Source organism: Ectopseudomonas chengduensis (assembly GCF_900102635.1).
Classification (GTDB): Bacteria; Pseudomonadota; Gammaproteobacteria; order Pseudomonadales; family Pseudomonadaceae; genus Aquipseudomonas; species Aquipseudomonas chengduensis.
In genome coordinates this window covers 97,302-120,391 of the sequence record NZ_FMZQ01000008.1, presented here as the reverse complement: position 1 = coordinate 120,391, position 23,090 = coordinate 97,302, and the positions used below count along the sequence as shown (strand labels likewise).

Here is a 23,090-nt window from a genome sequence, read left to right as displayed (position 1 = left end):
GAGCATGGTAAGTGGAGCCACATCGCTGAACCTGGTGCGCGACGAGTTGTTCGTCACCATGGAGGAGGCCGAGCAGAGCCTGGAGCACTTCATCGCCGAGCGACACAACGGCAGCCTGCTGCAGCAGGCGGTGGAAAACCTGCAGCAGGTGCGCGGTACGCTCAACCTGATCGAGCTGGCCGGTGCCGAGTTGCTGGCGCAGGAAGTGCTCGATCAGGCCACCGATATCCCGGCCGGTGCCGGTGAGGAGCGCGACGTACAACTGGCGGCCCTGAGCAATGCCCTGCATGTGCTGCGCCGTTATCTGGAAAACGTCGACACTCATCGGCAGGAAATGCCTGAACTGCTGCTGCCGGCGATCAACGATTTGCGTCAGGCTGGCGCGCAGCAGCCGCTGCCGGAAAGTTTCTTCTTCAGCGTGCGCCTCGATCATGCGCGGCCACATACGGCTACCCAGCCACTCGATGGCGCGGCCAAACTGAGCGAAGGCAAGCGCCTGCGTCACATGTATCAGGTAGGGCTGCTGGGCTTCATTCGTGAGCAGAATCCGCAGGCCAGCCTCAAGCTGATGATGCGTGCGATGGCGCGCCTGGACAGCCTGTTCGCCAATGAGCCGCGTGGGCGCATGTGCTGGATTGGCGCTGCCGCCATCGAAGCGCAGTGCGATGGTCAACTGCTGCCACGTAAATCGCGCAAGCAGCTGTTCTCGCGGGTCGATCGCGAACTCAAGCTGATGCTCGGCAACCCCCAGTACGAAGCACCGCGCAGCTTGCTGAAAGAGCTGCTGTATCTGGTCGCGCTGGCTGACAGCCACGGCCCGCACGCCAGCGCCATGCGCGGAGTGTTCGGTCTCACGCCGTTGCCGTTCACTGACCACCTGCTGGAAGAGGAATACCGGCGCCTGGCCGGGCCGGGCCAGGCGGTGATGCGTTCGTTGTCCACGGCGATTCGCGAAGAGCTGGCCAGCGTCAAGGACATGCTCGACCTGCTCGAGCGCGGCACCTTGCAAGGCGAAACCTTGGGCACCCTGCATGCAATGCTGGGTAAGCTGGCCAAGACCTTGGGCATGGTCGGTCTGACCTCTGCCGGCAACTCACTCGGTGCGCAGTTGCCGCTGGTCGCCGCCTGGAGCGAAGACGCGCCGCCACAGGCTGAGCAGTTGCACAAGCTGGCCGATGCCGTGCTCTATGTCGAAGGCATGGTGGCCAGCCTGGAACGTGGCGAAGGTCGCGATATCAGGCCGGCTGCCGTCGAGCCGGGCAATGAGGCCGATTCTTTCGCTACTCATCAGCTCAACGAAGCCCGTATCGTCGTGGTCGACGAGGCACAGGCCGGTCTGGCTCTGGCCAAGCGCGCGATCACCGCGTATCTGGAGTCGGCTGGCGACAAGATGCACCTGTCCAACGTGCCGTTCAGCCTGCAGGCCGTGCGTGGCGGCTTGTGGTTTCTCGAGCAGCGTCGTGCCGCGATACTGGTCGGTGCCTGTGCCGACTACATCCAGACGCGCATGCTCGACAGCGGTCAGATGCCTTCGGAGCAGATGCTGGAAACCCTGGCTGATGCGCTGAGCAGCCTGGAGTACTACCTGGAAGCGGGCGCGGTGATGCGTCCTGAAACCCGCCCGAGCGTGCTCGACCTCGCCGAAGAGAGCGTCAAGGCGCTGGGCATGCCGGTGGCTGCCTGATGGTCTGGCGTAATACGTTCCTCGATCCGGCCCAGCCGGGTGGCTGGGCGCTGCTCTACAGCCAGCAGAACTTTCTTGCCGACAGCAATGGCGTGCTGTTTCCGCGTGACTGGATCAAGCGCCAGGATCTGCCGATCATCGGCGAGCAGGGCATTGGCCATTTCGGTGAGGACGCCGTCTATCTCCTACAGGTCAAACCGTCGGCCGCGCTGGATGGCTGCAACTGGCAGAGCCTGCGCCAGTTTATGTTGCAGGGCGAGGCGGAAACCTTCCGCATGCTCGCCTACGCCGCGCAGATCGGCACCTGGTACGCCGAGCATCGTTTCTGCGGCAGTTGCGGTACGCCGACCCGACAGCTTCCTGGCGAGCGGGCCATGCGTTGTGACAGCTGCGAATCGCAGCATTATCCGCGCCTGGCGCCGAGCATGATCGTGCTGGTGACGCGTGGCGATGAAGTCCTGCTCGCGCGCTCGCCGCGTTTCGTGACAGGGGTATACAGCGCCCTGGCAGGCTTTGTCGAACCAGGCGAGTCGGTGGAGCATTGCGTGGCACGCGAGGTGCGCGAGGAAGTCGGGCTCGAGGTGAAGAATCTGCAGTACATCGGCAGCCAGGGCTGGCCGTTTCCGCATTCGCTGATGCTTGGCTTCCATGCCGAATATGCCGGTGGCGATATCGTCATGCAGGAAGACGAAATCGAGGATGCGCGCTGGTTTCGCGTTGATGACTTGCCGCCGTTGCCGGCGTCGCGCTCCATCGCTCGCCATCTGATCGACCTCTACGTTGCGCGCCGCCTCGGTCTGCCCGAGCCGAGTCTGTCGTAGGGCGGGTGCAACCCGCCAAATCGATACTCTGGCGGGTTGCGCCCGCCCTACGCGACCCAGTGCTGCCAGACCAGGCGCGCGGCCAGCGCCAATACCACCGTAATGAACACCGGGCGAATGAACTTCGAACCGCCTTTGATCGCGGTGCGCGCACCGAGAAAGGCGCCGACCATCAAGGCGGCGCCCATGCTCAGACCGAGCCCCCAGGCTACCTGACCAAAGGCGATGAACACCGCCAGCGCCGCCGCATTGCTGACGAAGTTCATGGTACGCGCCACGCCGCTGGCACGCACCAGGTCGAGTGGATACATCAGCAGGCTGCTGACCGTCCAGAATGCGCCGGTGCCGGGGCCCGCCACCCCATCGTAGAGTCCCAGGCCAAGCCCTTGCGGCCATTGCCGACCGCGCGCTATCGGCAGGTCGTGTTCGGCTGGTGCCTCCGGCATACGTCCGAACAGCAGGTAAACACCGCAGGCGAAGACGATCACCGGCAGCATCTGGTTGAGCCAGGCGGCCGGCATCCAGTGCGCGATGACGGCGCCGAGCAGGGCGCCGATCAGGGTTGCCAGCAACGCGTTGCGCCATTGTTTCGGATCGAACAGCTTGCGGCGATAAAACGTGAGAGCCGCGGTGCCCGAGCCGAAGGTGGCGCACAGCTTGTTGGTGCCCAGCACCAGGTGCGGCGGTAAACCTGCGGTAAGCAGAGCAGGGATGGTCAGCAGGCCGCCACCACCGGCAATGGCGTCGATGAAGCCGGCGATGAAGGCGACCAGAGCGAGAATGGCCAGTGTGCTGGGATCGATGGCGAGCTCGAGAGCGAAGGGCATATTAAAGTGTCGACTTGTGGGCGAGTGCGCAGCCTGCTGGCTGTTCGTCGTGGGGAGAGCTGCGCATAATGCCGGGATTTCGTCAGAGAAGGAACGCAATCGATGCAATACGACGGGTTGGCCTGGGCCGTGGCGCTGTTGGCCGTATTGGCGCTGCTGGTGGCATTGCGCATTCTGCTCAATACGGGCTGGTTCCTCGGCTGGTTGCGTGGCACCTGTGGTCTGGCATTTCTCGCCCTGGCCGGCCTGGTCGGTCTGGTAGCTTACGATCTGTATGCCTACGAGCCGCTGCAGCCGGGCAAGCCGCTGGTGACGCTGAGCTTCAAGGCTGATGGTCCGCAGCGTTATCAGGTGACGCTGCTCGAAGGGGGGCGCGAGCGCACTGTCACGCTCGAGGGCGACATGTGGCAACTCGACGGCCGACTGATTCGCTGGAAAGGCCTGGCTGAGCTGATTGGTCTTGAGCCTGGCTACCGTCTGGAACGTCTATCCGGGCGTTTTCTGGCCATCGAGCAGCAGGCGCTGGCGCAACATGGTCGCGTGCAATTGGCCGAGAGCCCTTATGGCGTGGACCTGTGGCGCTGGCTGCGCATGAGTCAGCGTGATCTGCTGTTGTTCGACCCACAGGCGTTGCGTGTGAACTACCTGCCGATTGCCGCCGATGCGGTCTATAGCGTCAGCCTGACGCCGACCGGCCTGTTGGCTGAGCCGATGAACCCCGCAGCCGAAGCTGCGCTTAAGGATTGGTAGCGGCCGGGCGGGGGGATGTAGGGTGGGCTTTAGCCCACCCTACGTCACCAACGCTAACGCCAACTTCGCTCCCCTCTCCCGCCCTTCACGCACCCTCCCCATCAAGCGGGAGAGGTTCATCAATTTTTGTAGGGTGGGCTTCATTGGTGGGATAAAACGGAGCGCCGCCCGGCCCACCCTACAATTGTGGTGCGCTAGGCCTATCCTGTTTACGACAAAGGCACCCTGAGGTGCCTTTGTCGTTCATGGCGTCTGGCCTCAGGAGAGGAAGCCGCCGTCCACGTTCAGCGCCACGCCGGTGGTGTAGCTGGATGCTTCACTGGCCAGGTACAGCACCGCGCCGGCCATCTCGCTCGGGTCGGCTACGCGCTTGAGTGGGATGCGCTGCAACGCGTGCTTGAGGATGGCGTCGTTCTTGGTCAGTGCCGAGGCGAATTTGGTGTCGGTCAGGCCTGGCAGCAGAGCGTTGCAGCGAATGCCGAACTGCGCGCACTCCTTGGCGAACACCTTGGTCATGCTGATCACCGCGGCCTTGGTCACCGAGTAGATGCCCTGGAATTCGCCGGGGGAGACGCCGTTGATCGAGGCAACGTTGATGATCGAGCCGCCACCGTTTTCCTTCATCAGCTTGCCGCCTTCGATGGACATGAAGTAGTAGCCGCGGATGTTTACGTCCACGGTTTTCTGGAAGGCGCCCAGATCGGTGTCCAGCACGTTGCAGAATTGCGGGTTGGTAGCAGCGTTATTGACCAGGATGTCGAGACGACCGAACTGTTCCTTGATCTGCGCGAAGACGTTGGTGATCTGCTCCATCTCGCCGATGTGGCAGGCGATGGCAGTGGACTTGCCACCCTCGGCGGTGATGGCGTCAGCTACGGCCTGGCAGCCTTCGATCTTGCGGCTGGATACGATCACGTGGGCGCCTTGCTGGGCTAGCAGCTTGGCAATGGCTTCGCCGATGCCGCGGCTGGCGCCGGAAACGAAGGCGATCTTGCCGTCGAGATCGAACAGTTGGGTCTTGGACATTGTGATTACCCCGGGGTTAGAGAGTGGATTTGCCGATGACCTGCAGGCACATCTGCTCCAGCAGCTTGTTCATCTGAATGAACTGGGCGAAGCGCTTGTCCTGGGTCTGGCCGTGGTAGAAGCGGTAGTAGATCTGCTGCACGATGCCGGCCAGACGGAACAGGCCGTAGGTGTAGTAGAAGTCGAAACTCCTGATCTCGATGCCGGCTTTTTCAGCGTAGTAGTCGACGAACTGCTGGCGGGTAAGCATGCCCGGCGCGTTGCTCGGCTGGCGACGCATCAGTTGCACTGGCGCCGGGTCGCTGGCCTCGATCCAGTAGGCCAGGGTGTTACCCAGGTCCATCAGCGGGTCACCGATGGTGGTCATCTCCCAGTCGAGCACACCGATGATCTGCATCGGGTTGCTGGGGTCGAGGATCACGTTGTCGAAGCGGTAGTCGTTATGCACGATGCCCGGCTTGTGGTGATCGGCCGGCATCTTGTCATTCAACCAGGCCTTGACCGGCTCCCAGGTCGGTGCGTCCGGAGTCAGGGCTTTCTCGTAGCGCTCGCTCCAGCCCTTGATCTGACGGCCGACATAACCCTCGGGCTTACCCAGATCACCCAGGCCGCAGGCGTTGTAATCGACGTTATGCAGCTCGACCAGCTTGTCGATGAAGCTCTTGCACAGCGTGCTGGTCTGCTCGGGGCTGAAGTTCAGCTCGGCCGGCATCTCCGAACGCAGGATGATGCCCTTGACCCGCTCCATCACATAGAACTCGGCGCCGATCACCGACTCGTCGGTGCAGTGCACGTAAGCTTTGGGGCAGTAAGGGAAGCCAGCGTTGAGCTGGTTGAGAATGCGGTACTCACGGCCCATGTCGTGGGCCGATTTGGCCTTGTGGCCGAACGGCGGGCGGCGCAGGACGAATTCCTGCTGCGGGTATTCGATCAGGTAGGTCAGGTTCGAAGCGCCGCCGGGGAACTGGCTGATCTTGGCTGTGCCGCTCAGGCCCGGAATATTGGCTTTCAGATAAGCGTCGATGACGTCGGCATCGAGTTCTTCGCCAGTGCGGATGCGGGTGGATTGGTCGGTGAGCGCCATGCTTATCCCTTCTGCTTATGATGGGTGCCCTAGATAATTGGTTAATCTAATGCTGTGCTCAGGCTGTCACAAGCAATACGCGCCGTTATAGGCGGGCGTGTTGCACCTCGATCAAACTGCCTGATCAGTCATTTCGGTTTGTCACCTTGGCCGCAAATCACGGGCAAAAAAAACCGGAGTGCCAGGACTCCGGTTTTCGTGTTTTGCGCTCAGCTCGCCGATCAGACCGGGAACAGTTCGCCCAGCTTCATCGCCAGCATCATGTCGCCTTCGGCGCGCAGCTTGCCGGCCATGAAAGCCTGCATGCCGTCGGTTTCGCCGCTGACGATGCCCTTGAGGGTTTCGCTGTCCATGATCAGGGTCACGTTGGCGTTCGGGTTGTCGCCTTGCTCGAGGGCGCACGTGCCGTCTTTTACGATCAGCGCGTAGTTCTCGCCATCTTCGATGTTGAATTGGAATACCAGATCCAGGCCTGCAGCGGCGCTGGCGTTGAACTTGGACTGCATGGTTTGGGCGATGTCAGCAACACTCATGGTCTTATCCTTTTTCGGTTTTTTCGCGCAGCCTCACGGCCGCAGTGGGCTGGAGCTCATCGGTAGGTGATGAGCTCCGGCGCCTTCAGCAGCTGTAAATGCACATGGCTGTTGAAGGAAGCCAGACTTACCTCGCTGCCGCGGAATTTCAGCTGGCTGAGCGAGGTATTGACGATTTGCCAATTCAGTTCGAAGGCCTTTGCCGCCGGGACGCCGGTAATCAGGCGGAGCAGGGCGGTGATGGTGCCGCCGGAGGTAAACACGGCGATATTCTGTTTGCTGGTGGCCTGTTCGAGGATGCGCCGCAGACCGCCTTCGACCTGTTCGACATAGGCCTGCCAGCTTTGCAGGCCGGGCTTGTCATGCTCCCCGGAAATCCAGCGGCCGATCAGCTTGGCGAACAGACGCTGGAACTCGGCGCGGTTCTGTGCACCGTTACGCAGGATATGCAGGGCTTCGGGTTCTTCCGGGAGCAGATCCGGCAGCAGCGTGCGAATCACCGCATCGGCATCGAATTCGTTGAAGGCTTCGTCGATATCCAGCGCCGGTGCCCTGCTCATGTGCTCCAGGGCGGCGTTGGCAGTGTGTTGCTGGCGGCGCAGGCTGCCACTGATGCAACGATCGAGACTGATGCCGAGTTGCTCCAGGTGCTTGCCCAGCACTTCGGCCTGGCGCACGCCGACGGGAGACAGGACATCGTAGTCGTCTGCACCGAATGAGGCCTGGCCATGTCGAATCAGATAGATGCTGCCCACGTCCGTATTGGTCCCGGCACGTTGAATGTTTGGCGAGGGTATGAGGAAGCTTGGGGGCTGTCAACGAAAAAACATACGCTTGTTTGAATTGCCTGTATGTCCATTGTGCAGTGCTGCCGCGCTTGGCCGGCGAGGCGCTGCGCCGGTATGCTTGGGCCTTTGTGCGCTCAGGCGCCGCTGCATTGTCCAAGGGGGATCCGTGGAGTTTCTTAGCGAGTACGCCAGTTTTCTGGCGAAAACCCTGACCCTGGTGGTCGCCATCGTCGTGGTGCTGGTGGCGATCGCCGCCACGCGCGGCAGAGGGCGGCGCGGCAGTGGTCAGTTGCAGGTGCAGAAGCTCAATGATTTCTACAAGGATCTGCGTGAGCGCCTGGAGCACAGCGTGTTGTCCAAGGATCAGCTCAAGGCCACGCGCAAGGCGCAGGCCAAGGCGGCCAAGCAGGAAAAGAAAGCGCCGCCCAGCAAACCGCGGGTGTTCGTGCTGGATTTCGATGGCGATATCAAGGCCTCAGCCACCGACAACCTGCGCCATGAGGTGACGGCGCTGCTGTCCATGGCCAAGGCCGAGGACGAAGTGGTGCTGCGCCTAGAAAGTGGTGGCGGCATGGTGCATAGCTACGGCCTGGCTTCGTCGCAACTGGTGCGTATCCGCGATGCGGGCATCCCGCTGACCGTCTGCGTGGACAAGGTAGCGGCCAGCGGCGGTTACATGATGGCCTGCATCGGCCAGAAGATTCTCAGTGCACCTTTTGCCATCCTCGGCTCCATCGGCGTGGTGGCGCAGTTGCCTAACGTGCATCGTCTGCTGAAGAAGCACGAAATCGATTTCGAGGTGCTGACGGCCGGCGAATACAAGCGCACGCTGACCGTATTCGGTGAGAACACCGAAAAGGGCCGGGAGAAATTCCAGGAAGACCTGGAGACCACCCACGAACTGTTCAAGGGCTTCGTTGCCCGCTACCGCCCTCAGCTGGACATCGATGCCATCGCCACCGGTGAGGTCTGGCTGGGCATGGCGGCGCAAGAGCGCCTGCTGGTTGACGAACTGAAGACCAGCGACCAGTACCTGGCCGAGCGCGCCGCCGAGGCTGAATTGTTCCATCTGCATTTCGCTCATAAAAAGAGTTTGCAGGAGCGTGTCGGGCTGGCGGCCAGCATGGCGGCAGATCGCTTCGTCCTGACCTGGTTGAGCAGGCTCAATCAGCAGCGCTTCTGGTAACGCTTCGTTCATGATGGGCTGCGCGCCGCGTAGCCGCGAACCACGACAAGAGGAGAGGGTGATGACCGAGTTCAAGGCCTTGCTGGTCAGCGAAGGCGCCGATGGCGGTTTCCAGCGTGAAGTGGTCCAGCGCAACGTCGAGCAACTGCCGCAGGGCGAGCTGCTGATTCGCGTGCGCTATTCCTCGCTCAACTACAAGGACGCTCTGTCCGCCAGCGGCAATCGAGGTGTGACCAAGGCCTACCCGCATACGCCCGGTATCGACGCGGCCGGTGTAGTCGAAGCCTCCAGTGTTGCCGAGTTCGCCGTGGGCGACGAGGTGATCGTCACTGGCTACGACCTGGGCATGAACACAGCCGGTGGTTTCGGCCAGTACATCCGCGTACCGGCCGCCTGGGCGATCAAGCGTCCAAAAGGCTTGCCGCTGCGCGAGGCGATGATTCTCGGTACCGCCGGCCTGACCGCTGCCCTTTGTGTGGACAAGCTGGAGCAGGCCGGTGTCACCCCGGAGTCAGGCACCGTATTGGTCACCGGCGCCACGGGCGGCGTTGGCAGCATCGCCGTGGTGCTGCTCAAGCAGCTCGGTTATCGCGTAGCCGCTGCGACCGGCAAGGCCGAACAGGGCGATTTCCTGCGTGGTCTCGGTGCAGACGAGATCGTCAGCCGCGAAGAGCTGCAGCAAGGTAATGAGCGGCCGATGCTCAAGGAACGCTGGGCGGGAGCGGTAGACACAGTGGGTGGCGACATCCTGTTCAATGTGGTCAAGTCGCTGCGCCACAGCGGCAGCGTGGCCTGTTGCGGGCTGACTGCCGGCGTCGGCTTCCAGGCCAGCGTGCTGCCGTTCATCCTGCGTGGCGTCAACCTGCTGGGCGTGGACTCGGTGGAGCTGCCGCTGGTGGTCAAGGCATCGATGTGGGACAAGCTGTCGCTGCAGTGGAAGCTCAATCTTTCGCCGCTATGCGAGGAAATAGGCCTGACGGAGTTGCCGACGGCCATCGAGCGGATACTCTCCGGCGGTATGGTGGGCCGTATCCTGGTGCGACTCGACTGAGTGGATCAGAGGCCCGTCGATGACGGGCCTCTGCATTTCAGGCCTGGCTGACGTACATGGTGATCTCTGCGCGGAACACCGGCTTGTCACCGACGTAGGCCATCACCGGCACCTTGATGTCGCCGGTCCGATCCCAATCCACCTTGCTGCCATCGGCCACCGTGCGGATGTCGCCGTCTGCCTTGGCCAGGTATTCCACCGTCATCCCTTTGGGAATCCAGCGGTAACCGTCAGGAATGGAGGCGTCGGTCATGCTGCCGGCGGCGAGCTCGGCAGCATTGCACAGGGCTATGGCGTGCACCGTACCGATATGATTCAGCACTTCACGGCGTTTGGCGAAGCGGACCTCGGCATAGCCGGGGCGCAGCTCGACCATCTGCGGGGCGATGCTGGCGAAGTAGGGGGCGACCTGGCCGATCATCGCGCTGAACTGGGCAGCGCCGGCCTGCTGGAACATCTGCAACATCTGACTCATGACTCTCTCCTGCTGTTTGCGATTGAAGATGAGCGCGCGCCGGAGCAGTATACGAGAATTAGAAAGTTATTCTAGAATAATATTCTAGTCATAAGGAGCGGCATGGCCCGTCCATCACGCAAAGACGAGATCCTGCAGGCTGCGCTGGCCTGCTTCACCGAGCACGGCGTCGATGTCACCACCATCGAGATGATCCGTGACCGTTCTGGTGCGAGCATCGGCAGTCTGTATCACCACTTCGGCAACAAGGAGCGGATCATCGCCGCGCTCTATCTGGCCGGCACCGCACAATACGCCGAGCTGCTGCAGCGCGGATTTGCCAGCGCGGCCAGCGCCGAGGCCTGTGTCAAGTTGCTGGTGACCAGCTACATCGACTGGGTGCTGGCCAATCCTGATTGGGCGCGTTTCATCCTGCACAGTCGTAGTCGGGTCGAAGCGGGGGAAATGGGCGATGCACTGCGCGAAGCCAATCGCCAGCATTTCGCACAGATTCTCACGGCGCTCGCCGAGTACCGTCGGCAGGGACTGTTCAAGGCGCTGCCGGATGACTGTTTCGCTTCGGTGGTGATCGGCCCGACGCATGATCTGGCGCGCAACTGGCTGGCTGGCCGCACCCAGAGCAATCTTGGCGAGTGCCGCGAGCTACTGGCGCAGATCGCCTGGGATAGTGTGAAAAACAGCGGTTAGCCGAAGCGATAGATATCCATCCCCAGGGCGCCGTAGGTGAAACCGCTGTGCTCAATCGTGAAGGTACCGCCAGCACCTCGGGCGAAGAACAGCGGTAGCAGGTGTTCTTCGGTGGGGTGATTGCGTACGGCATCCGGCGCCAGCAGGCGGTAATGGTGCAAGGCCTCTTCGTCGTTCGCTTCGAGCTTTTCCACCACCCAGTCGCGAAACGCCTTGGCCCAGGGTGCGATGACGTCCGGGCCGGCACGCCAGTTCAGCTCGCCCAGGTTGTGGGTGATGCTGCCGGAGCCGATCAACAGGATGCCTTGTGCACGCAGGTTGGCCAGAGCGCGGCCCACGCGGGTCTGCAACTCGGGGCCGAGACGGCTGGGTAGCGATAGCTGCAGAACGGGGATGTCGGCTTGCGGATACATCAGCGACAGCGGCACCCAGGCACCATGATCGAAGGGGCGTTGCGCATCGAGCTGTGCAGGCAGACCCGCGTCGTTCAGCTGCTGGGCGATCTCCTCGGCCAGCTTCGGTGCGCCGGGGGCCGGATACTGCACGGCATACAGCTCGGCTGGAAAGCCGCCGAAGTCGTGCCAGGTCTGCGGGTGCTCGCCCGCCGTCAGCAGCAGGCGCTGGCTTTCCCAATGCGCCGATACCACCACTATGGCGCTGGGTCTGGGTATATCGGCGGCCAGTTTGGCCAGCGCCGGGCCGCTGGCACCGGGCTCCAGGGCCAACATGGGGGAACCGTGGGAAATGAACAGGCTGGGCAGCATGACGACCTCCAGAAATGTGCTCACATTTTCTCCGAGGTCTTCATCGATTAATAATGATGTTTTTCCGCGGTATCAATCGACTGGTTAGATGTTTAGCGCAGGTTGTCGCCAAAAGCGGTCTCGATATTGATGCCCAGGCTGAGCACGCCGAGAAACTGCCCATTCCGTGGGTCGTGGATAGGCGCAGAAACCTTGCTCTGAAAGCTCTGGGTCGAACCATCGTACTCGATATCGCCGATATGGATCTGGCCAGGCGCCAGGCGCATGGCTTGTCGAAAGTCATCTTCGTCAGCTTGCCAATAATCGCTGGTGACCTCGCTGATGGCGACTAATTGGCCGGAGTGGTCGCTGAGGAAGATCTCATTGAACAGGAGGATGTTGACGCGCTATGTTGGCCAGCAGGCGTGACGGCGGCGTCTGCAGCAGGCGACGGATCAGTGGCTTTTCCTCAAGCAGGAGCTCACGCAGCCATTGCCGGTCCAGTTCGTTAATGCGCTCCATGCTCGTATTGCGCGCGGCTACCTGGCGAAGGGCGTTCAACAGTTCGTCATGGTAGGCCCAGCGCTTCAGATGCTGGGCGGTCAACTGGCGCAGATAATGGGCTTCGGCTTCAGTCAGCGCGCTACTTTCGGGGGCGCAGTGTTCTACCTGACGATTGAAGGCGCTGAGGAAATCAGGGTGGTGCTGCAGGAAATCGTGAGAGAAATAGACGCCCAGTGGTGAGTAGCGTACGAAGCGTCGCTGCAGAGCTTGTTGGGGTGGCTGCTCAGAGAGGGCGCTACGCATGGCATTGTCATCGGCCAGGAAAAGATCGATGCGCCCACGTTGCAGCAATTCGATCAATTGCTCCAGGCGCGGTACCTTCTGCGCTACGGCGATGCCGCGAGCCTCCAGCCAGGTCATGCTGTTGCTCCCCAGCACGCTGCCGATGCGCAGCTCGCGGTCCCAAATCGGCTTGTTGAGGATCAGCGGATCCTGGGCGTACCAGTACCATTTCTCCATCAGAAGCGGGGCGGACAGCTGCGCGTAGCCATCGACCTGGCTGTCTGGTGCCGAGCTGAAGAAACCATCGGCGATGCGTCTACTGACATTCTGACGGGCTCGACTCAGCGATGTGAGCTGGATCTGATAAGGCCGCTGCAATCGATTGAAGATGCATTCGAGTACAGTTACCGAGCTACCGCTGAGTTCGCCGTCTACCACCAGTTGGTAAGGATCCTCGAGGCTGGTGTCGAGGCGCACGGTTGAGTTGTCTTGGTCATTGGCCTGCGCCAAGGTCGAGACAGCCAGTAACAGGCAGGGCAGCAGATGGCGGGCTGGCATCGAGTCATTTGGCGTATGGGTTGTTATTTCCAGTTTAGGTGAGGGGAGTGGGTATGCACGCGACATTCTGGCAGGAGCGCTGGGCGCGCGATCAGATCGGTTTTCATCAGGAAAAGGTCAACGGCTACCTGCGTCGTCACTGGTCCGCGCTCGGGCTGGCGAAAGGTGCGGCGGTGCTGGTGCCGCTGTGTGGCAAGAGTCTCGACCTGGTCTGGTTGGCGGAGCAGGGGCATGCTGTGATCGGTGTGGAGCTGGCCGAGCGCGCGGTGCAGGATTTCTTCGCTGAGCGCGATGTACAGCCGCAGGTGTCGCAGCACGGGGCATTCAAGGTCTACCAGGCGGGCGCGCTGCGGATTTTGTGCGGCGACTTTTTCGCCTTGAGCCGTGACGAGGTTGCCGAGTGCCGGGCTTTCTATGACCGCGCTGCGCTGATCGCCTTGCCGCCAGAAATGCGCGAGCGCTACGCCGCCCACCTGCAGGCGATTTTGCCGCAAGCCTGCCAGGGCTTGCTGGTGACCCTGGTGTACGACCAGCAACGGATGGATGGCCCGCCATTCTCGGTCGAAGACGCCGAGGTGGAGCGACATTTCGCGGCCAGTTGGGCGCTGCGCATGGTCGAGGAAAAGGACGTGCTGGCTGGTAATCCGCGTTTCAGCGACAGCGGTCTCGCTGCAGTGGATGAGCGAGTCGTCCATCTGACCCGCCGTTAGCGGCAGTCCCAATGAAAAGGCGACCCGAAGGTCGCCTTTTTTGTCCGTGCCGGATGGATCAGCCGCGGCGGCGCAGCGCCTCGATACGATCTTCCAGCGGCGGGTGGCTCATCAGCAGACCGGCCAGGCCGTTCTTCAGGCCGCCGTTGATGCCGAAGGCAGTCAGGCTGTCAGGCATCTGCACCGGTACGCCTTGTTCGGCGCGCAGGCGTTGCAGCGCGGCGATCATCGCGCCAGTGCCGGCCAGGCGAGCCCCGGCTTCGTCGGCCTTGTACTCGCGCTTGCGCGAGAACCACATGACGATGATGCTGGCCAGGATGCCCAGTACCAGCTCGGCGAAGATGGTCGCGACGAAGTAGCCGATGCCATGGCCGTCTTCGTTCTTCAGGATCGCCTTGTCGACGAAGTTGCCGAAGATGCGCGCGAAGAACATGACGAAGGTGTTCACCACGCCCTGGATCAGTGCCAGGGTGACCATGTCGCCATTGGCGACGTGGCCGATCTCGTGAGCCAGTACCGCGCGCACTTCATCAGGGGAGAAGCGCTCGAGCAGACCCTGGCTGACCGCGACCAGTGCGTCGTTCTTGTTCCAGCCGGTGGCGAAGGCATTGGACTCGTAGGCCGGGAAGATGCCGACTTCAGGCATCTTGATCCCGGCTTCGCGCGACAGCTCCTCGACGGTCTGCAGCAGCCACTGTTCGTGACGGGTGCGCGGCTGGGTGATGATCTGTGTGCCGGTGCTCATCTTCGCCATCCACTTGGAGATGAACAGCGACACCAGCGAGCCGGCGAAACCGAACACGGCGCAGAAAATCAGCAGGCTGCCATGGTTCTGGCCGGTGAAGCGGTCGACCCCCAGCAGTTTGAGGGTGATGCTGGCGATAACCAGAACCGCCAGGTTGGTGGCCAGGAACAACATAATGCGCATCATGGTGTGAACGGACTCCTCACGGGGAAAGACGTACGAGTAATGCCGGCTATATAAGGGCGCACCCCCGGGGCTTTCAACCAGCGACTATTTCAAACTATGTCTCTTGACCTTGTAGCGTACTCTCGAACAGCAGACGAGTGAGGCGGGCGGTGCGCTCGCCGTGCTGCTGGGCCAGGGCCTCGCGCAGCTGAAATGCCAATGTGGCATGTACGCGGCGCACGCTTGGCGGCAGCACTTCACCCTCGCGCAAAGCGTGGGGAATGGCGCGTGACAGGCGCAGAAAACCTTTCTCGCTCAGTACCGCCTGATCCAACGCGTCGTAAGCGATGGTCGACTCGAAACGCAGATAGCCTTCCTCGGCCAGCCACAGCAGCGCGCCGAGGCAGGCCTGGTGACGCTTGCTGGGCAGGCCGAATTCATCCGGCTCCTCACGTCCGATCAGGTCTTCCACGTACAGCGCCAGCTTGCGCGGGAAGGCCTGATAGAGCATGAGCAGGCCGCTGGCGGCGTCCTTGTAGAAATCGTCGATCTGCAGGTCCATGTCGGCTTACTGGCTGTAACCTTTGAGGAAGTTGCCGATACGACCGATGGCCTGCTCCAGGTCGTCGACGCGGGGCAGGGTGACCACACGGAAGTGATCCGGCCACGGCCAGTTGAAGGCGGTGCCCTGGACGATCAGCAGTTTTTCCGACAGCAACAGGTCGAGGACGAACTTCTCATCGTTGTGGATCGGGCAGACCTTGGGGTCGATCTTCGGGAAGGCGTAAAGCGCGCCCATGGGTTTGACGCAGCTGACCCCGGGAATGTCGTTGAGCAGTTCCCAGGCGCGGTTGCGCTGTTCCAGCAGGCGGCCGTTGGGCAGCACTAGATCGTTGATGCTCTGGTAGCCGCCGAGCGCGGTCTGGATCGCGTGCTGGCTCGGCACGTTGGCGCACAGGCGCATATTGGCCAGTATATCCAGGCCTTCGATATAGCTCTGTGCACGGTGCTTGGGCCCGGAGATGGCCACCCAGCCGGAGCGGAAACCCGCTACACGGTAGCTCTTGGACAGGCCGTTGAAGGTCAGGCAGAGCACGTCCGGTGCCAGCGAGGCGGTGCTGATGTGCACGGCCTCGTCGTAGAGGATCTTGTCGTAGATCTCGTCGGAGAAGATCACCAGGTTGTGCTGGCGTGCCAGTTCGACGATATCCAGCAGCACTTCCTTCGAATACACCGCGCCGGTGGGGTTGTTCGGGTTGATCAGCACCAGCGCCTTGGTATTGGGCGTGATCTTGGCGCGCATGTCGGCGATGTCCGGGAACCAGCCGGCCTGCTCGTCGCACAGGTAGTGCACCGGCTTGCCGCCGGACAGCGCCACGGCGGCGGTCCACAGCGGATAGTCGGGCGCCGGGATGAGTACCTCGTCACCGTTGTTGAGCAGTGCCTGCATGGCCATCACGATCAGCTCGGAGACCCCGTTGCCGAGATAGATGTCCTCGATAGTGACGCCTTCGACCTGCTTCTGCTGGTAGTACTGCATCACCGCCTTGCGCGCGCTGAACAGTCCCTTGGAGTCGCTGTAGCCCTGGGCGGTGGGCAGGTTGCGGATGACGTCCTGAAGAATTTCTTCCGGGGCCTCGAAACCGAACGGCGCCGGATTGCCGATGTTCAGCTTGAGGATGCGATGGCCTTCCTCCTCCAGACGCTTGGCGTGCTTGAGCACTGGCCCGCGAATGTCGTAGCAGACGTTGGCGAGCTTGTTCGATTTGCTGACCTGCATGTAAGGATTCCCGAGCTATGGAGAACCCACTGAAGTACGCTGCAAAATTCTCCCGGCGGGGAATCTTGGCAGCCCGTAACGTGGGTGACAGACTGGGGTCGAATCATACGTGGCGACCTGAGCGCGGCAAAGGTATCAGTCCTGCTTTTTTCTGGCCTGCCACGCGGCGCACAGAGGCGCTGTAGTCGCAGAAGCCTCACCCTCGAAGCTGTCAAATGCTGGTGCTGCCTGTACTGCTGCGTATTGCCCAATTACCGAGGAGGAACCCCGTTCGTGGATAAAGTCGACAAACCCCTGGATAGCTGGCGCGAAGAGCTGACTGACGAGCAATTTCATGTCTGTCGTCTGGGCGGCACGGAGCGGCCGTTCACCGGCGCTTATCACGACAGCAAGACCCCCGGCATCTACCACTGCGCCTGCTGTGGTGAGGCGCTGTTCGATTCGGATGCCAAATATGACTCTGGCAGCGGTTGGCCGAGCTACTTTCAGCCGATCAACGACGAGGTGATCGCCAGCCTCGACGACTACAGCCACGGTATGCATCGAATCGAGGTCAAATGCGCCAAGTGCGACGCGCATCTGGGGCACGTGTTTCCCGATGGACCCCGTCCGACCGGGTTGCGCTACTGCATCAACTCACTGTCGCTGAAACTGGTGCCACGCGATTGAGGCAGGCACGCCAGGCACATTGCGTGCCTGGCGCCGTAGGTTCAAGCCTGCTGGCTGGCGCGCTGGCGGCCTTCTTCCAGGGCGTCGCAGGCCTGTTTGATCATCTCTTCGGTAATGGGCACTTCGCGGCCCTGACCATCAATGATAAAACCGCCCACCGGCTCCTGTTGATGTTTGGTGGTGGGGTACTGGGCAGCGTTGTCTTGCAAGCTCATGGCCTGTCTCCTCATCAGTAATGCGCGCCAGTCTAGGACATCCAGATGAAGGCGCGGTGACAGCTGGGAACCTGCTCAAAGTCTGCTGCGCGTCGGCCATGCTGCGTTGAAATCGGGCTCAGAAAGCTCATTTACTACTCGTAAACTCCGCTTCTTCGCCCGATTTCGCCTTGCCTGGCTCTAGCTCGCGATACTTTAAGCAGATTCCAAGACGGCGGAACTCCGTCACAAAACACATTGCGAAAGTCGTATTGCAGGCTGCGTGCCAGCCTGTGTGGAACGAGGAATTCATGTCGCGTTTTCATATCGGTTTGATCATCAATCCACTGGCCGGGCTGGGTGGTCCTGCAGCTTTCAAGGGCAGCGACGGCATGGCCGAGCAGGCGCTGGCTCTGGGTGTCGAGCCAAAGGCGGCGCAACGTACACGCACCGCGCTTGAGCAGTTGTTGAGCCTGCGTGAGCGCATCGAGTTCGTCAGCTATCCGGGCGCCATGGGTGGCGATCTTTTGGCGCAGATGGGCTTCGAGCATCGTCTGCTGGGGCAGGTCGGTGCGCAGCCGACCACTGCCGAAGACACCCGCCAGGCAGTGCAGCAGCTACAGGACGCCGGTGTGGCGCTGATTCTCTTCGCTGGCGGTGATGGTACTGCGCGTGATGTCTGTGCCGCAGCCAGGGACGGCCAGCCGGTGCTGGGTATTCCGGCCGGTGTGAAGATCCAGTCCGGCGTCTACGCCATCAGCCCGCGAGCGGCAGGCGAGCTGACTGCGCGCCTGGTGGAGGGCGGCCTGGTACGACTGGCCAGCGGCGAGGTGCGTGACATCGACGAGAGCGCCCTGCGCGAAGGCCGCGTCACCGCGCGCTGGTACGGCGAGCTGTGCGTGCCGCAGGAGGGCGGCTACGTGCAGGCGGTCAAGCAGGGTGGCGTGGAGTCCGAAGAGCTGGTGTTGGCTGATCTGGCCGCCTGGCTCGAGAGCGAGTGGGAGCCGGGTGCGCGCTACGTGTTCGGTCCCGGCTCGACCTTGCACGGTCTGGCGCAGAATCTTGGTCTGGAAACCACCTTGCTCGGCGTCGATGTGATCGAGGATGGCCGGGTCATCGCCCGCGACGTCAATGAAACCGAGCTGTTCGCCCTGGTCGAAGGGCACCCGACTTATCTGCTGGTGACCGCGATTGGCGGTCAGGGCCATATCATCGGCCGCGGCAACCAGCAGATCAGCCCGCGCGTGCTGCGCGCCGGGGGGCTGGAGCGCCTGCGCGTGGTGGCGACCAAGCGCAAGCTGGCGACGCTGGAAGGTCGGCCGCTGCTGGTCGACAGTGGCGACGTGAGCCTGGACGACGCGTTTCCCGATGCCGTGCGGGTCTGGGCTGGTTATAAGGAAGAACTGCTGTACCCCCTGAGTCGATAGGAGATCGATATGCGCATGCTGATTGCACTGCTGCTCGGGTCGCTGGCGTTTGCCGTGCAGGCCATCGAGGCGGACAGGCTGGTGCTCGATGCGCGCCAGCAGGTGGGCGTGACCCTGAGCTATGACCCTGCCTATCGCCGCTTGAGCTATCCGGGCGGCGATGTGCCCGTGGCCACCGGGGTCTGCACCGACGTGGTGATCCGTGCACTGCGTCAGCAGGGGCTGGATCTGCAGGAAGCGGTGCATCGCGACATGCGCGGCAACTTCTCCGTCTATCCGAAGAATTGGGGGCTGAGTCGCCCGGACAGCAATATCGATCACCGCCGCGTGCCCAATCTGATGACCTGGTTCAAGCGTCAGGGCTGGTCGCTGCCGGTCAAGCAGGATGCCGCGGCATACCAGCCCGGTGATATCGTCACCTGGGATCTGGGCCGTGGCCTCACTCATATCGGCATCGTCAGTGATCGTCAGGCGCCAACGGCTACGCCGCTGGTGCTGCATAACATTGGTCGCGGCACGCAGGAGGAGGACATTCTGTTCGCCTACCGCATCACCGGCCATTACCGCCCGCTTGCCCAGCGGGCGAGCGCTGCGCAATGACCAGGCAATCGCTGCCGCCCGGTCTTGCCGCTGGCGAGCGCGTGGTGCTGTTCGACGGCGTCTGCAAGCTGTGCAACAGCTGGGCGAAGTTTCTCATTCGTCATGATCGGCAGCTGCTGTTTCGTCTGGCCTCGGTGCAATCGGAGCAAGGCCAGGCATTGCTGGCCTGGTATGGGCTGCCGACCGACCGTTTCGACACCATGGCGCTGATCGATGAGGCGGGGCTGCATGTACGCTCGGGTGCGCTGCTGCGCATCCTTGCTCGCCTGCCACAGCCCTGGCGTGCGCTTGCCTGGTTGCGTCTTATCCCGCGCCCGCTGCGCGATTGGTGCTATGACCGCATCGCGTTGAATCGCTATCGCCTATTCGGGCGGCACGAGGTCTGCCTGCTGCCCAGCGCCGACCATGCCGAGCGCTTTTTGCATGACTGAACGACGCCTGGCGCAGATCGCCTGGCTCGCTCGATTGGCTCTGGCACTGGTGTTCATCTGGCATGGCCTGGTGCCGAAAATTCTCTGGCTCAGCCCTGACGAGGTAGCGATGATCGCGGCCCATGGCCTGCCAGATCATCCGCTGTTCGCGCCGCAGCTGATCGCGGCTGCCGGCGGTATTGCCGAGATCCTTCTGGGCATCCTGCTGCTGACGCTGCGTCGCCAGCGTTGGCCCTTGCTGGTCGCTGGCGGTGTGTTGCTGGTATTGCTGCTTGATGTTGTGCTGCTGAGCCCCCATCTGTTGATTCAGGCGTTCAATCCGCTTTCGACCAACCTGGCTGCGCTGGCCTTGTGCGCAGTGGCCTGGCTGGCTGAAGCGCCCTCGGCTGCTGACTCCTGAGACCCGTCATGACATCGATGCTTTCTTCTCGCCAGCGTGGCGCCATACGCCTGGCCTGGCGCTTTATCGCGCCTTATCGCGGCCGAATGCTGGGCGCGCTGCTGGCCCTGATGTTCACGGCGGCGATCACCCTGTCCATGGGCCAGGGCATCAAGCTGCTGGTGGATCAGGGACTGGCCACACAGTCGCCGGCCGCGCTGCGCCAATCCCTGCTGCTGTTTTTCGTGCTGGTATTGGCGCTGGCCTTCGGCACCTACACGCGCTTCTATCTGGTGTCGTGGATCGGCGAGCGGGTGGTCGCGGATATCCGCCGGCGGGTGTTCGATCACCTGATCGAGTTGCATCCTGGCTTCTACGAGAGCAATCGCAGCTCGGAAATCCAGTCGCGATTGACCGCCGATACCACCTTGTTGCAGTCGGTGATTGGCTCGTCGCTGTCGATGGCACTGCGCAACCTGATCATGTTGATCGGTGGCAGCGTGCTGCTGGTGGTCACCAATCCCAAGCTCAGCGGTATCGTTCTGTTGGCTCTACCCTTGGTGGTGGCGCCTATCCTGCTGTTCGGCCGCCGTGTGCGTGCGCTGTCGCGGCAGAGCCAGGACCGCGTGGTCGATGTCGGAAGCTACGTGGGCGAGGTGCTGGGGCAGATCAAGACGGTACAGGCCTACAACCACCAGGAAGAGGACAAGCGCCGCTTTGGCGAGTCTGCCGAGGCGGCCTTCGATGTGGCGCGCAAGCGCATCGCCCAGCGTTCCTGGCTGATCACCGTGGTCATCGTGCTGGTGCTCGGTGCGGTGGGGGTGATGCTCTGGGTCGGCGGTATGGACGTGATCGCCGGGCGTATCTCCGGTGGTGAGCTGGCGGCTTTCGTGTTCTACAGCCTGATCGTTGGCTCGTCCTTCGGCACTCTGAGCGAAGTGATCGGTGAATTGCAGCGCGCCGCAGGCGCCGCCGAGCGTATCGGCGAGCTATTGCGCGCCAGTAATGCCATCGTGGCGCCGGAGCAGCCGCAGCATCTGCCGCAGCCGGTACAGGGGCGTATCGAGCTGCAGGATGTGCGTTTCGCCTATCCGTCGCGTTCGGACAGCTACGCCATCGATGGCGTCGACCTGCAGGTGGCGGCGGGTGAGACGCTGGCACTGGTGGGGCCGTCCGGGGCTGGCAAATCGACGCTGTTCGATCTGCTGCTGCGTTTCTTCGATCCGCAGGGCGGGCGCATCCTCATCGACGGTGTGCCGATCGATCAGCTCGACCCGCGCGAGCTGCGCGCCAGTTTCGCCCTGGTCTCGCAGAATCCCGCGCTGTTCTTCGGCTCGGTGGAGGACAACATTCGCTATGGTCGCCTGGATGCCAGCCAGGCCGAGGTGGAGGCGGCCGCGCGGGCGGCGCATGCGCATGAGTTTATTCAGCGCCTGCCGCAGGGTTACCAGACGCATCTTGGGGAGGCTGGGCTTGGGCTTTCTGGTGGCCAGCGTCAGCGCCTGGCGATTGCTCGTGCCTTGCTCGCCGATGCGCCGATCCTGCTGCTCGATGAGGCCACCAGCGCGCTGGATGCCGAGAGCGAGCACCTGATCCAGCAGGCGCTGCCGTCACTGATGGCCGGGCGTACCACCTTGGTGATCGCCCATCGCCTGGCTACGGTCAAGCAGGCGGATCGCATTGCGGTGATCGAGCATGGCCGTTTGGCTGCCATCGGCAGTCATGCCGAGCTGATCGAGAGTAGTCCGCTCTATGCGCGTTTGGCCGAGTTGCAGTTCGGCAACTAGCTCTTGGGTTTGATGGTGGCGGCTGCCCCGGCCGAAGCGATGATGATCGCACCGACGGCCAGCCACTGGCCCCAGAGCAGCTTCTCGCCGAGAAAGGCCAGGCCGCACATTGCCGCGACTGCCGGCTCCAGGCTCATCAGCACGCTGAAGGTGCGCGCTGGCAGGCGCGTCAGGGCGACCATCTCCAGGCTGTAGGGCAGGGCCGAGGACAGCACCGCGACACCGAGGGCGATGGGTAGCAGGTCCACGCTCAGCAGGTCCGTGCCGGCATGCCAGATGCCAATGGGCAGTACCAGCAAGGCGGCGACCCAGGTGCCCAGGGCGACGGTGTGGCGGCCATGCTGGGCGCCGGCTTTCTGCCCGAAGATGATGTACAGCGACCAGCACACACCCGCGCCAAGGGCCAGAGCTGCGCCGAGAGGGTCGATGGCGCTTTGCGTGGCGCCGGTTGGCAGCAGCATCCATAACCCGATGATGGCCAGAATCACCCAGACGAAGTCCAGCAGGCGGCGCGAGGAAAACAGCGCCAGAGCCAGCGGCCCGGTGAACTCCAGCGCCACGGCGATGCCCAGCGGGATGCTCTGCAGGGACATGTAGAACATCAGATTCATGCCGCCCAATGCCAGGCCGTAAGCGAGCAGGGCATGGCACTTGCGCAGATCCAGTCTGGCCCGCCAGGGCTGCATCACCAGCGACAGAATGATCGCGCCGAGCACCAGGCGCAGGGCTGTGGTGCCTTCGGCGCCGACCAGCGGGAACAGGTTCTTGGCCAGCGACGCGCCGCTCTGGATCGAAACCATGGCCACCAGCAACAAGGCAATGGGGACGAGAAGTGCACTGCGTGGCATGGGCTATGTCCTGGTGGTGATCATCAAAGAAAAAACCGGCCGCTGGGGCCGGTTCTTCGTGGCGCCTAGTTGCTTAGCGGTATTCGCAGAGGTAGGCGGTGTCTACGGCCACCTTGAGCTGGAACTTGCTGTTGGCCTCGACGGTGAACTTGCTGCCGGCTTCGAAGGTGTTCCAGTTGTCGCTACCCGGCAGTTTGACAGTCAGGGCGCCGGCAACGACATGCATGACTTCCAGTTGGCTGGTGCCGAATTCGTATTCGCCCGGGGCCATTACGCCGATGGTGGCGGGGCCTTCAGCCATGGTGAAACCGATGGATTTGACGGTGCCGTCGAAGTATTCGTTGACCTTGAACATC

General features: G+C 62.4%; 28 protein-coding genes. 13 read left to right on the top strand and 15 right to left on the bottom strand.

The window, feature by feature from the left end; all coding sequences use genetic code 11:
- Positions 1-4: 4 nt before the first annotated feature.
- Entirely contained in the window at positions 5-1,684 is a 1,680-nt protein-coding gene (locus BLS08_RS14335; RefSeq protein WP_090336849.1) for a FimL-related protein, read from the top strand.
- Positions 1,684-2,505, top strand: a complete 822-nt coding sequence (nudC, locus tag BLS08_RS14330; protein ID WP_074856036.1) for an NAD(+) diphosphatase — start codon at positions 1,684-1,686, stop codon at positions 2,503-2,505. Before BLS08_RS14335 ends, nudC begins: the two co-directional genes overlap by 1 nt.
- Before the next feature lie 47 nt (positions 2,506-2,552).
- On the opposite strand, the gene BLS08_RS14325 is transcribed toward nudC, so the two are convergent.
- Complete coding sequence (locus BLS08_RS14325; RefSeq protein WP_003461436.1) at positions 2,553-3,332, bottom strand: TSUP family transporter; 780 nt, start codon at positions 3,330-3,332, stop codon at positions 2,553-2,555.
- Positions 3,333-3,434: 102 nt separating this feature from the next.
- On the opposite strand from BLS08_RS14325, the gene BLS08_RS14320 reads away from it, so the two are divergent.
- A complete protein-coding gene (locus BLS08_RS14320) occupies positions 3,435-4,082 on the top strand; it encodes a membrane protein (RefSeq protein WP_017676742.1) in 648 nt (215 codons plus the stop codon).
- A gap of 258 nt (positions 4,083-4,340) precedes the next feature.
- On the opposite strand, the gene BLS08_RS14315 is transcribed toward BLS08_RS14320, so the two are convergent.
- From BLS08_RS14315 to BLS08_RS14300, 4 genes are all read right to left on the bottom strand, one after another.
- On the bottom strand, positions 4,341-5,108 hold the full coding sequence (locus BLS08_RS14315; RefSeq protein WP_090336848.1) for an SDR family oxidoreductase: 768 nt from the start codon (positions 5,106-5,108) through the stop codon (positions 4,341-4,343).
- Positions 5,109-5,124: 16 nt separating this feature from the next.
- On the bottom strand, positions 5,125-6,192 hold the full coding sequence (locus BLS08_RS14310; protein WP_090336846.1) for a phosphotransferase family protein: 1,068 nt from the start codon (positions 6,190-6,192) through the stop codon (positions 5,125-5,127).
- Positions 6,193-6,413: 221 nt separating this feature from the next.
- Positions 6,414-6,725 (bottom strand): SCP2 sterol-binding domain-containing protein, encoded by a 312-nt coding sequence (locus BLS08_RS14305; RefSeq protein WP_003459932.1) that lies wholly within the window; start codon positions 6,723-6,725, stop codon positions 6,414-6,416.
- Between the two features lie 56 nt (positions 6,726-6,781).
- Positions 6,782-7,480, bottom strand: coding sequence for a histidine phosphatase family protein (locus tag BLS08_RS14300; RefSeq protein ID WP_064495426.1), 699 nt, complete (start codon positions 7,478-7,480; stop codon positions 6,782-6,784).
- 199 nt (positions 7,481-7,679) lie between these two features.
- On the opposite strand from BLS08_RS14300, the gene sohB reads away from it, so the two are divergent.
- Together sohB and BLS08_RS14290 are read left to right on the top strand one after the other, a co-directional pair.
- Positions 7,680-8,699 (top strand): protease SohB, encoded by a 1,020-nt coding sequence (gene sohB, locus BLS08_RS14295; RefSeq protein ID WP_017676746.1) that lies wholly within the window; start codon positions 7,680-7,682, stop codon positions 8,697-8,699.
- Between the two features lie 61 nt (positions 8,700-8,760).
- Complete coding sequence (locus BLS08_RS14290) at positions 8,761-9,750, top strand: YhdH/YhfP family quinone oxidoreductase (RefSeq protein ID WP_090336844.1); 990 nt, start codon at positions 8,761-8,763, stop codon at positions 9,748-9,750.
- Between the two features lie 37 nt (positions 9,751-9,787).
- Here BLS08_RS14290 and BLS08_RS14285 read toward each other — a convergent pair whose 3' ends face one another.
- Complete coding sequence (locus BLS08_RS14285; RefSeq protein WP_017676748.1) at positions 9,788-10,225, bottom strand: hotdog fold domain-containing protein; 438 nt, start codon at positions 10,223-10,225, stop codon at positions 9,788-9,790.
- A 102-nt stretch (positions 10,226-10,327) separates the two neighbouring features.
- Here BLS08_RS14285 and BLS08_RS14280 point away from each other — a divergent pair, with 102 nt between their 5' ends.
- Positions 10,328-10,912 carry a TetR/AcrR family transcriptional regulator gene (locus tag BLS08_RS14280; protein ID WP_017676749.1) on the top strand — a complete coding sequence of 195 codons (585 nt, stop codon included), beginning with the start codon at positions 10,328-10,330 and terminating at the stop codon, positions 10,910-10,912.
- Here BLS08_RS14280 and BLS08_RS14275 read toward each other — a convergent pair.
- The 3 genes from BLS08_RS14275 to BLS08_RS14270 all read right to left on the bottom strand — a co-directional run bounded on the left by BLS08_RS14275 (position 10,909) and on the right by BLS08_RS14270 (position 12,999).
- Positions 10,909-11,676 carry a DODA-type extradiol aromatic ring-opening family dioxygenase gene (locus BLS08_RS14275; RefSeq protein WP_017676750.1) on the bottom strand — a complete coding sequence of 256 codons (768 nt, stop codon included), beginning with the start codon at positions 11,674-11,676 and terminating at the stop codon, positions 10,909-10,911. The genes BLS08_RS14280 and BLS08_RS14275 overlap by 4 nt on opposite strands.
- Before the next feature lie 92 nt (positions 11,677-11,768).
- Positions 11,769-11,942: a PDC sensor domain-containing protein gene (locus tag BLS08_RS26560; RefSeq protein WP_017676751.1), complete on the bottom strand. Its 174-nt coding sequence runs from the start codon at positions 11,940-11,942 to the stop codon at positions 11,769-11,771.
- 94 nt (positions 11,943-12,036) lie between these two features.
- A complete protein-coding gene (locus BLS08_RS14270; RefSeq protein ID WP_017676752.1) occupies positions 12,037-12,999 on the bottom strand; it encodes a type 2 periplasmic-binding domain-containing protein in 963 nt (320 codons plus the stop codon).
- Positions 13,000-13,052: 53 nt separating this feature from the next.
- On the opposite strand from BLS08_RS14270, the gene BLS08_RS14265 reads away from it, so the two are divergent.
- Complete coding sequence (locus BLS08_RS14265) at positions 13,053-13,709, top strand: thiopurine S-methyltransferase (RefSeq protein ID WP_017676753.1); 657 nt, start codon at positions 13,053-13,055, stop codon at positions 13,707-13,709.
- A 58-nt stretch (positions 13,710-13,767) separates the two neighbouring features.
- Here the strand turns inward: BLS08_RS14265 and htpX are convergent, their stop codons facing one another.
- From htpX to BLS08_RS14250, 3 genes are all read right to left on the bottom strand, one after another.
- Positions 13,768-14,640 carry a protease HtpX gene (gene htpX, locus BLS08_RS14260; RefSeq protein ID WP_017676754.1) on the bottom strand — a complete coding sequence of 291 codons (873 nt, stop codon included), beginning with the start codon at positions 14,638-14,640 and terminating at the stop codon, positions 13,768-13,770.
- 94 nt (positions 14,641-14,734) lie between these two features.
- A complete protein-coding gene (locus tag BLS08_RS14255; protein ID WP_017676755.1) occupies positions 14,735-15,181 on the bottom strand; it encodes a hypothetical protein in 447 nt (148 codons plus the stop codon).
- 6 nt (positions 15,182-15,187) lie between these two features.
- A complete protein-coding gene (locus BLS08_RS14250) occupies positions 15,188-16,399 on the bottom strand; it encodes a pyridoxal phosphate-dependent aminotransferase (protein WP_017676756.1) in 1,212 nt (403 codons plus the stop codon).
- 273 nt (positions 16,400-16,672) lie between these two features.
- Between BLS08_RS14250 and msrB the strand changes: the two genes are divergently transcribed.
- On the top strand, positions 16,673-17,068 hold the full coding sequence (gene msrB / locus BLS08_RS14245; RefSeq protein ID WP_017676757.1) for a peptide-methionine (R)-S-oxide reductase MsrB: 396 nt from the start codon (positions 16,673-16,675) through the stop codon (positions 17,066-17,068).
- A 41-nt stretch (positions 17,069-17,109) separates the two neighbouring features.
- On the opposite strand, the gene BLS08_RS26365 is transcribed toward msrB, so the two are convergent.
- A complete protein-coding gene (locus BLS08_RS26365) occupies positions 17,110-17,283 on the bottom strand; it encodes a PA1571 family protein (protein ID WP_017676758.1) in 174 nt (57 codons plus the stop codon).
- Positions 17,284-17,573: 290 nt separating this feature from the next.
- Here BLS08_RS26365 and BLS08_RS14240 point away from each other — a divergent pair, with 290 nt between their 5' ends.
- The 5 genes from BLS08_RS14240 to BLS08_RS14220 are packed head-to-tail and all read left to right on the top strand — an operon-like array spanning position 17,574 to position 21,886.
- Positions 17,574-18,689 (top strand): ATP-NAD kinase family protein, encoded by a 1,116-nt coding sequence (locus tag BLS08_RS14240; RefSeq protein WP_017676759.1) that lies wholly within the window; start codon positions 17,574-17,576, stop codon positions 18,687-18,689.
- A 9-nt stretch (positions 18,690-18,698) separates the two neighbouring features.
- The gene (locus BLS08_RS14235) at positions 18,699-19,289 is read left to right on the top strand and encodes a DUF1287 domain-containing protein (protein ID WP_017676760.1); all 591 of its coding nucleotides are present in this window, start codon (positions 18,699-18,701) and stop codon (positions 19,287-19,289) included.
- Positions 19,286-19,720 (top strand): thiol-disulfide oxidoreductase DCC family protein, encoded by a 435-nt coding sequence (locus tag BLS08_RS14230; protein ID WP_017676761.1) that lies wholly within the window; start codon positions 19,286-19,288, stop codon positions 19,718-19,720. The genes BLS08_RS14235 and BLS08_RS14230 overlap by 4 nt, the downstream gene beginning before the upstream one ends.
- A complete protein-coding gene (locus BLS08_RS14225; protein ID WP_017676762.1) occupies positions 19,713-20,120 on the top strand; it encodes a DoxX-like family protein in 408 nt (135 codons plus the stop codon). The genes BLS08_RS14230 and BLS08_RS14225 overlap by 8 nt, the downstream gene beginning before the upstream one ends.
- An 8-nt stretch (positions 20,121-20,128) precedes the next feature.
- On the top strand, positions 20,129-21,886 hold the full coding sequence (locus tag BLS08_RS14220) for an ABC transporter transmembrane domain-containing protein (RefSeq protein WP_090336842.1): 1,758 nt from the start codon (positions 20,129-20,131) through the stop codon (positions 21,884-21,886).
- Here BLS08_RS14220 and rhtA read toward each other — a convergent pair.
- Entirely contained in the window at positions 21,883-22,734 is an 852-nt protein-coding gene (rhtA, locus tag BLS08_RS14215; RefSeq protein WP_017676764.1) for a threonine/homoserine exporter RhtA, read from the bottom strand. The genes BLS08_RS14220 and rhtA overlap by 4 nt on opposite strands.
- A gap of 73 nt (positions 22,735-22,807) precedes the next feature.
- On the bottom strand, positions 22,808-23,089 hold the full coding sequence (gene ppnP / locus BLS08_RS14210; protein ID WP_017676765.1) for a pyrimidine/purine nucleoside phosphorylase: 282 nt from the start codon (positions 23,087-23,089) through the stop codon (positions 22,808-22,810).
- Position 23,090 lies beyond the last annotated feature (1 nt).